Source organism: Dinoroseobacter sp. S76 (assembly GCF_049801095.1).
Classification (GTDB): domain Bacteria; phylum Pseudomonadota; class Alphaproteobacteria; order Rhodobacterales; family Rhodobacteraceae; genus Dinoroseobacter.
Map to the genome: position 1 here is coordinate 15,127 of NZ_JBNAGH010000016.1, position 13,879 is coordinate 29,005.

Genomic DNA, 13,879 nt, shown 5'->3' on the forward strand with positions numbered 1-13,879 from the left:
TTGGCTAAGTAGCTTACCGACCGGTCAGTAAGTGTCACGGAGATCACTATGACGTATCAAGCAAGCCTCGCAACCCTTCTTCTTCTCGCGGCCCTACCTGCAGCCCTTCCTGTCGGTGCGTCACAGAGTGACGTGGCAGCGCCCGAGACCCAACCTCAATTTGTCAAAACCTTCACCGTTCCGGACGCGCGCGCTGGAACAACCCGTCAGTTCTTCGGGCAGATTGCAGCCCTGGAGACCGTCGATATCTCCTTCGAGGTTGGCGGGCATCTGGAGCTCTTGGAGGCACAGGAAGGACAAACCGTGCCCGCCGGCACCCTGCTCGCGCGGCTCGATCTGGCCCCGTTCACCCGCGCCGTCGAGCGCGCCGAACTGAACCTGGCGCAAGCGGAACGGGCGCTGACGCGGGCCAGAACGCTCGCGGACCGCAATGCCGTGTCCAATGTGCAGGCAGAAGATGCCGAAACCGCCCGGGATCTCGCAGATGTCGCCCTGCGCGAGGCGAGAGACGCGCTGGAGGATGCGCAAATCCATGCGCCCTTTGAGGCGATTATCGCAGATCGCATTGGCACGGCCTTCTCGAATGTGGAGCCGGGCATGCCAGTTCTGCGTCTCCACAACATGGCCGAGCTCCGGGTTGAGTTCGACCTGCCGGAGCGGCTCTTGGCGGATATTGGCGATCCCAGATCGGTCCAATTCGAAGGCCAAATCGCCGGGCTGGACACCCGCCTGCCCCTCGAATTCCGGGAGTTTCGCGCGGAAACGAAACAGCTGGGACAAAGCTATGAGCTCTCTCTCGCCATTCCCGCCCAAGACCACGCCATCCTTTTGCCGGGCCGCACAGTGGTGGTCCTTGCCCGCACCGACACCCATCAGGACGGCGCGGAAGTGCCCGCGAGCGCCATCTCGACACGCCCGGACGGGACCCATCTTGTGGTCGCGATCCGCGAGGAAGGCGGCCTCCTGCGCGCCCATCACATCCCGGTCACAGTCACGGCCTTGAGCGGAGCCGGATTTCTGGTTGATGGCCTGGAACCCGGCACCGAAATCGTCGAGGTCGGCGCGCACCGTGTGGCGAACAACGCCGTGGTCAAGCGCTATACCGGCCTCATCCAAGAGGGGCTGTGACCATGCAGATCGCGCGCTTCTCCATTCAGAATCCGCTCTACACATGGCTTTTGATCCTGTTTTGCCTCTTCGGAGGCGCCGCAGGGTATTTGGGCGTCGGCAAGCTCGAAGACCCTGTTTTCACCCTGAAATCGGCCCTTGTCATCACGCCCTATCCCGGGGCTGCGGCGTCCGAGGTCGCGGTTGAGGTGTCCGAGGTCCTGGAAGCCGAGCTCCAGCAGATGGATGAGGTCGACTATATCGAGTCGACCAACACACCGGGCCTCTCGGTCATCGAAGTGACGATCAAGGACACCTATGACGGGACCGAGCTGCCCCAGGTCTGGGACGACCTGCGCGACCGCGTGGACAATGCGACCGGCGATCTCCCCCCGGGCGCCCTGCCCCCAACGGTCAATGACAGTTTCGGGGACGTCTATGGGCTGCTCTATGCGGTGACAACGCCGGAATATGAGGACGCCGCGATCTGGGACATCGCGACCTTCCTGCGCCGCGAGCTGTTGACGGTTGAGGGGGTTGCAAATGCCCAGGTGCTCGGCCTGCCCGAGGAAGCGATCTATGTGGAGCCCTCCAGCGAGATCCTGGCCTCGCTCGGTGTGCCGCCGCAGGTCATCGCCGGTGCGATCGCCGGTGCGGACGAGGTGGTCCCGACCGGCACCGCGAACAATTGGCGCCAGGACGTTCAGGTCACCGCCCCCTCCAGGGACGACAGCGTCAGCGAGATTGCCAACCTGACCTTCGGGTTCAAGGGAGAGGTCTTCAACTTGACCGATGTCGCGACCGTCTTCAGGGACCGCGTGGATGCCCCCCGCCAGATCATTCGGCAAAACGGGCAGGAGGCCTTCACCATCGGCGTTGCCGGGCTGACCTCGGAAAACATCGTCGCCGTCGGGCAGCGCGTGGAAGCCCGGCTGGCAGAGATCGCCCCCTTGCTGCCTGCGGGCGTGACGCTGGAGCCGATCTACGAACAGCACCGCGTCGTGAGTGAAGCCAATGCCAGCTTCATGGTGAGCCTTGCCATGTCCGTGGGCGTGGTGATCGCTGTGCTGGCCCTCTTCATGGGCTGGCGCGCGGCCGTGGTGGTCGGCGGATCCCTGTTCTTGACCGTGACCTTCACCTTCCTCTTCATGTTCTTCTTCGACATCAAGGTGGAGCGGATCAGCCTTGGCGCATTGATCATCGCGATGGGCATGCTGGTCGACAACGCCATCGTCGTCGCCGAGGGCATGCAAGTTCAGATGCGGCAGGGCAAAAGTGCCAAGGACGCCGCCGAGGAGGCGACACGCCGCACCCAGATCCCGCTTCTTGGGGCTACGGTGATCGGGATCATGGCCTTTGCGGGCATTGGGTTGAGCCCGGACAGCTCCGGCGAGTTCCTGTTTACGCTCTTCGCGGTTATCGGCATCTCCCTGTTGCTCTCCTGGCTGCTGGCCGTCACCGTCACCCCCCTCCTGGGCAGCTATCTCTTCAAAACGGATAGCCAGGGCGCGGACACCAACCCCTATGACACCGCATTCTTCCGAAGCTATGGCGCGCTCGTGAAAGGCGCCTTGCGGTTCAGATGGCTGGTGATCGTTGGCCTGGTCGGATCGACGGTCGGCGGTGTCGCCGCCATGGGACTGGTGAAACAGCAATTTTTTCCGCCGGCGACAACGCCCCTGGTCTATCTCGAATACAAGTCGGCGCAGGGCACCTCCATTCAAGCCGCGAGCGACGACCTCGCCATCCTCGAAGACTGGCTGATGGAACACCCCATGGTCGAAGCGGTCACCACCACGATCGGGGCCAGCATGACCCGGTTTCTGTTGACCTACACCCCCGCGGAGCCTGACCCGTCCTATGGCCAATTGGTGATCCGGGTGTTCGACACTCAGGACATCCCAGCGCTCCGCGACGCGCTCTCTGCCTATGCCGCCCGCGCCCTGCCCTGGGCCGAACTCCGCGTCGAGCAGATCATCTATGGACCCCCCACCGGCGCAGATGTGGAGCTTCGTCTCTCGGGCCCTGATCCGGACGTCCTGCGCAGCCTCGCGGACACTGCCCGAACCATCTTTGAAACGGGGACCCAAAAGCTCATCCTGGAGCGGGTGAACTGGCGCGAGCCAGAGCTGACATCCAGGCCGATCTATGCGGCCGAGCGGGCTCGGGCCCTGGGCATCTCGCGCTCTGACCTGTCGCAAGCCCTGGCCCTGGCCACCGATGGCCAGCGCGTCGGGACCTTCCGCGAGAATGACCGCCTCGTCCCGATCTTCCTGCGCACACCGCGCGCAGAGCAGCAGACCTCGGCGTATCTCCTCGACCAGCTGGTCTATTCCGAGACGGCGGGCGCCTACACCACTCTGGGCCAGGTCATCGACGGGTTTGAGGCCGTGACCCGCAACACCCTCATCCACCGGCGTGACCGGGTCCCGACCATCAGCGTCCAGGCCACGGCGCTGCCCGGCGTGCTGCCACCCGAGGCCTTTGTCGAGATCCGCGCCGCCATCGAGGCCATGCCCCTGCCACCGGGCTACCGCATGGACTGGGGTGGGGAATTCGAAAGCGCGACCAACGCACAGATGAGCCTCGGCAAGCAGATGCCACTGGCCTTCGGCTCCATGTTGCTGATCACCGTGCTGCTCTTCGGCAAGCTCCGCCAAACAGCCGTGATCTGGACAGTCGTGCCCATGGCAATCACCGGCGTCGGCCTTGGCCTGTTGAGCACGGGCCTTCCCTTCAGCTTCACCGCGCTTCTGGGCCTCCTGAGCCTGTCCGGAATGCTCATAAAGAACGCGATCGTCCTGGTGGAGGAAATCGACACCAAAAAGGACGAAGAGCGCTTGCCCCAATCCCAGGCCATCGTGGAGGCGTCAATCAGCCGTCTGCGCCCGGTCATCCTCGCGGCTGCCACCACCATTCTCGGCATGGTGCCGCTCCTGTCAGACACGTTTTTCGCCTCGATGGCCGTTGCGATCATGGCCGGCCTTGGCTTCGCCTCCGTGCTGACACTGATCGGCGTGCCCGCGCTCTATCACACGTATTTTCGGGCGGAACGCCGCGCCGAGCAGCGCGGCACGCACCAGAGCAGGCCGCCGAGCCGCACCGAACCGATCCCTGTCCCCTTGGCCGCGGAATAGGGGCCGCATGTCCACGCACGCACCGCAAACATCCCGGAGGAACGAACCATGGTGAAAGCCGTGTTCTTTGGCTCTTTCTGCACACTTGCGAACCTCGCAGATCTTGAGCGCCGCGCCTTCAACCGCACCTTCAAGGCCCATCGCATCGACCTGCACTGGAGCGAGACAGACTACGCGCAGCTCATTCGGACACGCGGTCGCTACGAGGGCCCGAATGAACTGCTTGCGACCCTGGGGCGCAAGGCAAACGGCGCCTTCCTCCAGGACCTGGAAACGCATTTTCAGGAGCTCGTCGACAGCACGCAGCTGGAGCTGAACCCCTGGACCGCCAGGGCGCTCGCCGAGCTTGCCCGCAGGCGCCCGGTCACGCGGACTGTGCTCGTCACCGGCGCGCCCCGTCAAACGGGTCTCCGCGTTCTCGCCGCGCTCTTTCAGAACCGCGCATCGTCGGCGTTCAACCTTGTGACCTGCAAGGAGATGGGTTGCGTCCCGAAACCCTCGCCCCAGCTCTACACCCTGGCGCTCGATCACTTGAACCTGACGCCAGACGACGTCCTCGCCGTCGAGACCACGCAACACGGGCTGCAAGCGGCGCAAGATGCCGGGATCCGAACCGCGGGCCTTGCAACCCGTTACACGGGCGTAGAAGACCTCTCCAACGCGGACCTGGAGCTTGCAGGCTCCATGGAGCTGACCATTGAGGGGTTTCTGAGCCTCAAGACGGCCGCATGACACGGCAATGGGCGCGCGCCCCCTGCCCTGCCCCGCCTCAGGCCCGCACGATGTCCATCAGCGGCTCGAACATGTAGAGCGCCCCGCGCCGTCCCCGCGCCGGGCGCAGCTCGCGCAGCAGCCCCTCCTCGTGCAAGAGCCGCGTGATCCGCACCGCCACATGTTTCGGCATGCCCGAGCGCTTCACCAGCTGGCTATTCTTGAAGACCGGGTTCTCAAAGATCTGATCCTGCGCCTCCACATGCCATTTCGAGCCCGAAATCTCCCGGAACGGCGCTTTCATCTCCTCATAGAGCGCCGTGATCTCCTGCGCCGTGATCAGGTTGGCCGCCGCCTGCGCCGCAATCGCCTCGAGGAAAAACGCAACCCAGCCGGTCCAATCCCCATCCCGCGACACCGCCCGCATCAGCTCCACATAGGCGTCCTTATGGGTCTCGAAATAGGCGCTGACATAGAAATGCGGTTTGTGGATCAGCCCGAATTTCCACAGTAGCAGCGTGATCAGCAGCCGCCCGATCCGCCCATTACCATCGTTGAACGGGTGCAGCGCCTCGAACTCCACATGGGCCACACCGATCTTGAAGAGATGCAGCATCTCGCTGGTCTCGATGAACTCCAGAAGCGCCGACATGGCCGGCTGCAATTGCAACGGGCTGATCGGCTTGAAATGCAGGATCCGCCGCCGGTCATCGCCGATATAGTTCTGCTGGTCCTTATAGGTGCCGGGCCCCTTCCCTGCCCCGCGCCCATAGCTCAGCAGGACGCGATGGGCATTCTTGATCAGCCCCTCATTGATCGGCTCGCCATGGGCCACCGCCTCCTGGGCCCGGCGCAACACTTCCTTGTAGAGAAAGACCTCAACCGCATCGCTGCGCGCCTCCGAACGGCCCCCCTCCTCCGCATCGGCCTCATAGATCATGACCTCGTCCACGGTAGAGATCGTCCCCTCCATCCGCGACGAGATCACGGCCTCGTTGTGCCGCATGGGCGCCAGAAGAAGCTCGCTATTGGGCAGGGAGAGCAGCATCTGATCATAGCGCGACACCGCATCCTGCGCCCGCGCCAAAGGACCGATCAACCGCCCCAGATCGAGCGCTTCCGGCGGGAAAGCGCCATAGTGATACTCCACCATGTCGCTCTGGTCATACCTGTCTATATGAGACACCATACCCTGGATCCCCTTTCACAAATACACTTGTGAATCACATCACGCACCAAACGCAACACAAAACCCCTTATAGCAGCTTCACCTCCCACAACACCCGTTGTGTTGCATTTTTCCCCATTTTCCGACCACAAACCACCTTGCGGCATTCAAACCAGCCACAAGCCTCTCCCTCACAAGGGAGGTTTCTGCGAATGGCACGCCGCACAGAGGGAACCTCCGGGTTGATCGGCGGAAACGACGATACCGACCGAGTACGGGGTACATTCACACCCCCAGTCTCCCCCCTGATCCAATGCGTTTTGTCTCAGATCGATCGACCTGACGAGAAAAGAGCGGAGATCCCGAACCGCGTTACGAACACCCATCTTCGGCACCTGGTTGCAAAGCAACCGGCCTATCTTCCTTGCCTGTTAGCATTCCCGCGCAACGCCTCAGGACCCTTTTGCCGAACGGACGCTGAGAAATAGGACATCCCAGAGGAAGACCGAAGCGGCGTGCTTGGGACCCTTACCAAGGGCGCAATCGGTCCAGTGGACTATGCCGCTCCGGAGCTTTTTCACGCGGAGAATACCCATTCTGATCGCGAGAAAAAGCGTCGGCTAACCGGCCAGATCGGACCCTGAAACTCCGGGAGCAAGACACCTGAAAAGCTACCGCGAGTCAGTCGTCTCTTCTTCTCGTTGCCGCTCTTCAATCACGCCACTGACCGATTCCGCACGCACTTCGATACGTTGGCACACACCCTGCATGAGCTCATTGAATCTTTCGACAGGGTCCTCCACAACGCAAGGCTTCCCATACCCTCGATCGAGCAAGGCAACAGTGGCGCCCTCAAAACGGCATTGACATCGGTAGTGCTAGACCCACACTCCGTATCACAAGCATGCGCTGGCCGTTCATAGAGATCTAACCTCCAACGAACGGCGACTTCTCTTTCTCGCATCGAAGTTCCATCGGTCATTCGTCAAAGCCAGTTCACAGCTGTGAACTCTTCAGGCGGCGGTTTTGCGGGCGAGGCTCATGATCATGGGGCCGCAAGAAAACTGGCCGGCTTGGGCTTTGTCGGACAGGTGCCGGAGGTAGCCACCCGGGGAGCGGATATCGGTGGTGCGTTCGAGCATACCCGCGAGGACGACAGCGGCTTGTTCGGGGCCCATGGAGGTCTTCGCGTCCTGCCAGGCTGAGGGGGAAATCCCCATCATCGGGCGCAGGGTTTCCGCAATCCTAACGAATTCGTGCCAGTGGCGGATCGGGTCCGGGGCATAGGCACGGATCTCGGGGCAGGCGGCAAGCACCAGTCCGAGCGGGACGGAGGGGAGGGGATTGGTGTCCAAATTGTCTGCACACGCGCTTTCCGTCGGATCCCCCGCAATCTCCGCATCCACATCAGCCACCGGCGCATCGGCCTGAGCCTGAACATCCACGGCGCCCCTTTGCTTTTCTAAGCAGGGTTCAAGATCATGAGGATCTGTATTTGAATTCTGATAGTGCTGCTCAGATGGAGTGTCATTGATGCTCATATCTTCTGTTGAAGACGGCTCCAGCACATCGCGAACCGCATCCAGTGCGGCGGTCAGATCCAATGCCAGCGCCTCGAGATCCGCCACCGAGAGCTTGCGGCGCAGCGCCCGGGACGAGAGCAGGGCGAGATCGGAGTACCGATCCCAGAGGGACAGATCCGGCCGCTGCTCGGCGCCATAGGCGACCAGACCGGCCAGGTCCCGGCGCATGAGGCTGACACTCTCCCGGAGACGGCGATGGGCCTCTGCGGCCTCACGCGCCTCCTCGGCAAGCGCACAGATCTGCCCAAAGCGCGCCACCAGAGGCGCGAGGTCGAAGCCGAAGGCGATCTTTTCGCCGCCATACCGCCGGGCGTAGCGCTTGCCATTGGGGCTGTCCTTGCGGCGCAGGAGGCCGGCCTCGACCAGATGGCCCAGATGCCGGCGCATGGTGGAGCAGGGCATGCCGTTGAGCCGCTCACAGATCGACTTGTTGGAGGGGTGAACCACGAGCGCCTCGGCCTCCGCGGCGAGATCTGCCCCGGGATGGAAGCTCAGCAAGGCCTGGAGCACGGTCAGATCCCGGTCAGAGAGTCCGAAACCCGCGCGGGCCGCGTTCAGCTCGCGCAGAACCTCCCATTTATTGACCTTGTCGGAGGGCAGGGGGGTCGGACCCGGCGCCTCGGGTTTCAATTGCGCAGCCTCTACGGCGCGCCGAAACGAGGTGATCGGCGTGTAGTGCATTTTGATTGTCACGAAGACAACAGAACAGGGCCCGCGAATCACTTAAGACTTGCGAAGGAAAAGCGCCGAGACTACCTTGAAGGTGCTAGAAACAAGTTGGGTCTCGTGGGGTCAGTCCTTGCGGGACCTTTCTTTTTGTCCGGCTCGTGCCTCCTGTTTTGTTACTGCTCTTGGTCTTCCGCCCGCGTTTGCCAGCGTGCGTGAAGGTCGGATAAAAGGGTCTCTGCCTGGTCTTCGAGCCAGTCGGCAAAGGCCCCTTCGGACACCTCGACCCGAACGCCCTTGGCGGTCCGGGTCACGGTGGCGCGTTGGGCAGGATCAAGCTGCACCCGCCGCGCCTGTTTTCTCTTTACCTCTTTTTTCTCAACGGGTTGCGCCGGAATGCGCGCCTGCGCCTCGGCCAGAACCGCCTCGAACGCCGCCACGGAGGGATCATCCGAGGGGGGCGGGGCCTCGCCCAGCACATCGGACCATTCCGCCCGGGTGAAACTGCGCGTGGCCACATCCACGAGATCCGCGCGGGACAGGGAATGCTCGGTGATGAGCTTGCCCAGGGCTTCCCACCGGGGGCGGCCGATGCCATGGGCGGGCCCGATCGCCAGGACCAGATCCTCGCCCACCATATCGAGGATGCCGAAGGCCATGGAGATCGAGGATTTCGCCACGGTCAGCACCTCGGCCACCTCGGTCTGGGTGCCGAAGCCACCCTCGACCAGCTGCCGGGCGAAGCGGGCCTTTTCGATATAGGACAGGTCGCGCCGGGCCATGTTCTCGGAAATCTGGGCCTGTTGCGCCGCATGATCGTCGAGATTGGCGATCAGGGCGCGGACCTTCTCGACCTTCTCGGATTGCTGGATCGCCACGAGGCGGCGATAGCCATAGACCAGCAGGTAGCGGTCGGGATCCTCCGGATGGCGGCGCACGAGGATCGGCACGGTCTGGCCATTCGCCTCGATCGCGTCCTGCAGATCGGCCACATCGCTCATATCGAGGCGATCCTGCATGCGGCCCGTGGTGTCGATGCTGGCCGGGTCCAGATCCCAGACCTTGTGCCCATCCACCGCATCCCGCGCCGAGCGCAGGGCCCGGTTGGTGGACAGCATCGAGCTCGGCGGGGCAGGGGCGCCCGCCGCGGCCAGATTGTCGAGCATGGACATGCGTTTCTTCTTGCTGCTCATCCGCGCCCCCATGTGGTCTGGATCAGGTCGGAGATCTCGTCATTCACCGCATTCAGGCTCTCAATCGCGCGGTCATAGGTGGACCTTGTGAAGGCACTGCGTTCGACCTCGTAGAGGGTCTGTTTCGTCAGGCCGGCATCGGAGATGGCGGTGGATTTGAGCTGTGTCGCGTTGAGGACCTTGTCGCCATACATGGTGCGCAGGAAGGCCGCGATCCGGTTCTGGGGCGCGTCGGTCGGCTCGAACCGGGTGAGCAGGTAGCGCATCCAGTCATGGGAGAGGTCCGCGCCGCTCTCGGCGATGACATCCATCAGGTCGGCGGTCATCCGCAGGAATTGCGACATGGACATCACGTCGAGCATTTCCGGGTGGATGGTCACCAGCACCCCGGTGGAGGCCGAGAGCGCGGACATGGTCAGGAAGCCCAGCTGCGGCGGGCAATCGATCACCACCACGTCATAGCGGTCCTCGACCTGGGAGAGCGCCTCGCGGACCCGGAAGAAAAAGAGCCCGGCGCCGCCCTGGGCGAGGGCGCGGGGGGTCTCGTGCTCGAACTCCATCAGTTCGAGATTGCCCGGGATCAGGTCGAGATTGGGGATATAGGTCGGGCGGATGATCTCGGCGATGGGGCAGGGGGCCTCGTAGCGGATCGCGTCATAGAGGGTGCCGCCCTCGGGCAGGTCAATCTCGGGCTGGACCCCGTGGAGCGCGGTCAGCGAGGCTTGCGGGTCGAGGTCGATCGCCAGCACCCGGAAGCCCTTGAGCGCGAGGCGTTGGGCGAGATGGGCGGCGGTGGTGGTCTTGCCCGAGCCGCCCTTGAAGTTCATCACGCCGATCACCTGCATATGGTCGCCCTCGCGGCGTCCGGGCAGGTAGTCCCCGGGCTTGCGGGCGGTTTGCTGCAGGAGCACGCGCAGGGCCTGGATATCCTCGGCGGAGTATTGGCGGCGGTTGCCCGGGGTCAGCTGGGGGGAGGGACCCTTGCCCTCCAGATGGAGCTTGCGCAGGTAGCTGTCATTCACGCCCAGGAGGCTGGCGGCCTCGCCGGAGGTGAACTTGCGCATGGTCTTGGCGGCATCCGGGGGAAAGAGGTTCTCCCGCTGGGCGTGCAACTGGGTTGCCAGCCATTCCGAATGCTGTCTAATGACCGCATTGAGGGTGTCTGTGTCCTGCATCTGCTCTCGTATCCGTGGCGTGTTCACGGTTTGCGGCGTTTTCCCGCGATTTTTCGTGACTATTGGCCAGAGAGCGGATTCGCGCAAGGTTTTTCTAGGCATGCCCTGTGGCACGGCGGGGGATCCAAGGCCGCTGCGGCCCTTGGTGCGGGCGGGCTCGGCGGGTCGGTCCGGATCTTACAGCTCGCGGCACGGCATCCGGGGTGGCCACGGGCAGAAGTCTAGGACAGACCGGCCTCCACATCCCAATAGGGGTGGGTCTGGCCGACCCGCGCGGCGAAGAAGTCGATGAAGGCGCGGACCTTGGCCGGGACGTATTGGCGTTCGGGGAAGACCGCGTAGAGCGCTTGGGCGGGCATTGCGAAATCCGGCAGGACGCGGGTGAGCCGTCCGGCGGCCAGATGCGATCCGGCGATGAAGGAGGGCAGGCGCCCGATCCCGAGCCCGGCCAGCAGGGTGGTGCAGAGCGCCTCGCTGTTATTGACGCGAAACCGGCCCCTGGTGCGGACGGTGATCTCGCCCACCTCGGCCAGAAACCGCCATTCCTGAGGATCGCGGGAATAGGCGTAATGCAGGCAGTCGTGCTGCACGAGCTCCTGGGGATGCCGGGGCATGCCCGATTTGCGCAGGTAGTCCGGAGCGGCGACGAGAACGCTGTGGATCGGGGCGAGGCGCCGCGCGATCAGGGCGGAATCCGGCAGCGTGCCCGCCCGCAAAGCCAGATCCATGCCCGTCTCCACCAGATCCGTCACCCGGTCATCCATGGAGAGCTCCAGGGTCACGCCCGGATGCAGGCGCAGGAACTCCGGAAGGGCAGGCGCGACATGCAGCTGCCCGAAGGACATGGGCACGCTGAGCTTGAGATGCCCGACCGGCTCCCCCTGCAGGGCGGCGACGGCATCCTCGGCCTCCCGCGCAGCACCCAGAGCCTGCACCGCATGGGCGAGGTAGATCTCCCCGGCTTCGGTCAGGGAGATGTTGCGGGTCGACCGGTGAAAGAGCTTGGTGCCCAGATGCGCCTCGAGCCCGCCGATCCGCTTGCTCACGGCGGATTTCGTGATCCCCAGGCTCCGGGCGGCGGCGGCAAAACTGCCCTGCTCGGCCACGGCCACGCAGATCGGAATGGCGCTGATCTCGGTCATTCGCTCCTCTATCGTCAACTTATTCTCACCCTAGAGTGCACTCTCTAGGCAATTATCGCACCTCAGGAAACCCCATAGGTCTTTGCCAACACCGCAACACAGGAGAAGACCATGGCGAAAATGCTGATCAACGGGATCTTGCGCGACAAGCCCGCCCAGAGTGACGGGCGCTTTGCCCGCGTCGCCAGCGCGTTTCGGGGCTGGCTGGAGCCGGATCCAACGGCCGCGTTTCCGGCGGAGCGAAACCGCTATCACCTCTATCTGTCCAAGGCCTGCCCCTGGTGCCACGGCGTGGATCTGGTGCTGAGCCTGAAAGGCCTGCGCGACGCGGTCGGCATCACCTGGATGGATCCGCTCATGGCGGAGGAGGGCTGGGTGATCGATCAGACCCGGTTCGACCCGGCCCAGAACATCCCGCGCGATCATTACCTCTATGAAGTCTATCAGCGTGCCGCGCCGGATTTCACCGGCCCGATCACGGTGCCGCTCATGCTCGACACACAAAGCGGCAAGATCGTCAGCACGGATTCGGCGGACATGATGCGCATGTTGGGCCGTGCCTTTGACGGGGCCACCGGGCCGGAGCTCTATCCCGCGCCCCTGCGCGCCGAGATCGACCGGCTGGCCCAGTGGATCCAGGCGCCCCTGCGGAACGGGGTCTACAGGGCGGGGTTTGCCACCAACCAGTCCGCCTATTGCGAGGCGGTCACGCAGGTGTTCGAGACATTGGACGCGCTGGACGCCCTGCTCCAGCAGCGCAGGTTTCTGGCCGGGGCGCAGCTGACGGAGGTGGATCTGAAGCTCTTTCCGACGCTGCTGCGCTTTGATCCGGTCTATGTCACCCATTTCAAACTCGACCGGGCGCGCGTGGCCGATTACCCCGCCCTGTCGCGCTATCTGGCGGAGATCGCCGCACAGCCCGGGATCGCAGAGACCATCGATCTGGGCCATATCCGCGCCCATTACTTCACGAGCCACCGGCACCTCAATCCGAGCGGGATCATCCCCATCGGACCAGGCCCCCGCCTGGTCAGCGGTGCGCCGCAGAAAGGCGCCGCGTGATGCCCCGGTTCATTCGACAGGCACCGCCCACGGCCCTGATCCTGGCGATCGGGCTTCTGGTCGGGGTGAGCTTCACGCTCTCGAAAATCGTTGCCATGGCGGCCGCGCCGCCCTTGCTGGCGCTCTTCTGGCAGGTTGCCGTGGCCAGTGCGGCCCTGTCTGCCGTGCTGATCGCGCAACGCCAGCGCCCGTCTGTGGCGCCGCGCGTTGTGGTCTATTACCTGGGCGCGGGCGTGCTGGGCGTCACCTTGCCGGCGCTGATCGGCTATGCGGTGCTCGGCCATGTCTCGGCGGGGTTCTATGCCTCCCTCGTGACCCTGTCGCCCCTGTTCACCTTCGCCTTTTCGGCGGGGCTGGAGCGACGGATGCTGCCGCTCCATCGCCTGGCGGGGATCCTGCTGGGCCTGTTCGGGATCAGCCTTGCGACCCTGCGCGGCTTTGACTTTGCCGGGGTAGCGCCGATCTGGATCGGGCTTGCGCTTTGCGGGCCTGCGGTGCTGGCCGCCGGGAATGTGTTTCGCAGCCGCGCCTATCCGGCGGGGGCGGATCCCATGGGGCTGGCGGCGGGCACGCTGCTGCTGCAGACCCTGTTGATCGGGATTGGCCTGCTCGGGTTCGGAGATCCGGGGGCCAGTGCGGCCCTGGCGCCGCCGGTCTTTGCCGCCATTGCCGGGATCGGCGGGATCACCGCCGTGAGCTATGCCCTGACCTTCGAGGTGCAGCGGCGCACGGATGGGGTCGGGTTCTCCCAGGTCGGCTATTTCGCCACCCTGTCGGGGATCGGGTTCGGCGCGCTGGTCTTTGGCGAGCGGATCTCGCCGGTGCTGGTGCTGTCGCTGGGGCTGCTGTTTCTCGGGGTGGCGATCACGAACGGGCATCTGCGCCTGCCGCGGGTGCGGGGGCGGCTGAAGGCCTTCCTGCAGGGCTGAGGGTCG

At 64.1% G+C, this 13,879-nt stretch carries 10 protein-coding genes; 5 read left to right on the forward strand and 5 right to left on the reverse strand.

Going from position 1 to position 13,879, the window contains the following annotated elements; all coding sequences use genetic code 11:
* The first annotated feature begins 48 nt into the window (after positions 1-48).
* From ACP153_RS21755 to ACP153_RS21765, 3 genes are read left to right on the forward strand one after another with little or no spacing between them, the layout of a single operon-like run.
* On the forward strand, positions 49-1,128 hold the full coding sequence (locus ACP153_RS21755) for an efflux RND transporter periplasmic adaptor subunit (RefSeq protein WP_424973119.1): 1,080 nt from the start codon (positions 49-51) through the stop codon (positions 1,126-1,128).
* A 2-nt stretch (positions 1,129-1,130) separates the two neighbouring features.
* Positions 1,131-4,244 carry an efflux RND transporter permease subunit gene (locus ACP153_RS21760; RefSeq protein WP_424973150.1) on the forward strand — a complete coding sequence of 1,038 codons (3,114 nt, stop codon included), beginning with the start codon at positions 1,131-1,133 and terminating at the stop codon, positions 4,242-4,244.
* Between the two features lie 48 nt (positions 4,245-4,292).
* Complete coding sequence (locus ACP153_RS21765; RefSeq protein WP_424973120.1) at positions 4,293-4,976, forward strand: HAD family hydrolase; 684 nt, start codon at positions 4,293-4,295, stop codon at positions 4,974-4,976.
* Positions 4,977-5,013: 37 nt separating this feature from the next.
* Here ACP153_RS21765 and ACP153_RS21770 read toward each other — a convergent pair whose 3' ends face one another.
* From ACP153_RS21770 to ACP153_RS21790, 5 genes are all read right to left on the reverse strand, one after another.
* Positions 5,014-6,144, reverse strand: a complete 1,131-nt coding sequence (locus tag ACP153_RS21770) for a Fic family protein (protein WP_424973121.1) — start codon at positions 6,142-6,144, stop codon at positions 5,014-5,016.
* A gap of 992 nt (positions 6,145-7,136) precedes the next feature.
* Positions 7,137-8,387, reverse strand: coding sequence for a plasmid replication protein RepC (gene repC / locus ACP153_RS21775; RefSeq protein WP_424973151.1), 1,251 nt, complete (start codon positions 8,385-8,387; stop codon positions 7,137-7,139).
* A 161-nt stretch (positions 8,388-8,548) separates the two neighbouring features.
* Positions 8,549-9,565 (reverse strand): plasmid partitioning protein RepB, encoded by a 1,017-nt coding sequence (gene repB / locus ACP153_RS21780; RefSeq protein ID WP_424973122.1) that lies wholly within the window; start codon positions 9,563-9,565, stop codon positions 8,549-8,551.
* The gene (repA, locus tag ACP153_RS21785; RefSeq protein WP_424973123.1) at positions 9,562-10,740 is read right to left on the reverse strand and encodes a plasmid partitioning protein RepA; all 1,179 of its coding nucleotides are present in this window, start codon (positions 10,738-10,740) and stop codon (positions 9,562-9,564) included. Before repA ends, repB begins: the two co-directional genes overlap by 4 nt.
* Before the next feature lie 221 nt (positions 10,741-10,961).
* The gene (locus ACP153_RS21790; RefSeq protein ID WP_424973124.1) at positions 10,962-11,882 is read right to left on the reverse strand and encodes a LysR substrate-binding domain-containing protein; all 921 of its coding nucleotides are present in this window, start codon (positions 11,880-11,882) and stop codon (positions 10,962-10,964) included.
* Positions 11,883-11,993: 111 nt separating this feature from the next.
* Between ACP153_RS21790 and ACP153_RS21795 the strand changes: the two genes are divergently transcribed.
* Positions 11,994-12,944, forward strand: a complete 951-nt coding sequence (locus ACP153_RS21795) for a glutathione S-transferase family protein (RefSeq protein ID WP_424973125.1) — start codon at positions 11,994-11,996, stop codon at positions 12,942-12,944.
* Complete coding sequence (locus tag ACP153_RS21800) at positions 12,944-13,873, forward strand: DMT family transporter (protein WP_424973126.1); 930 nt, start codon at positions 12,944-12,946, stop codon at positions 13,871-13,873. Before ACP153_RS21795 ends, ACP153_RS21800 begins: the two co-directional genes overlap by 1 nt.
* Positions 13,874-13,879 lie beyond the last annotated feature (6 nt).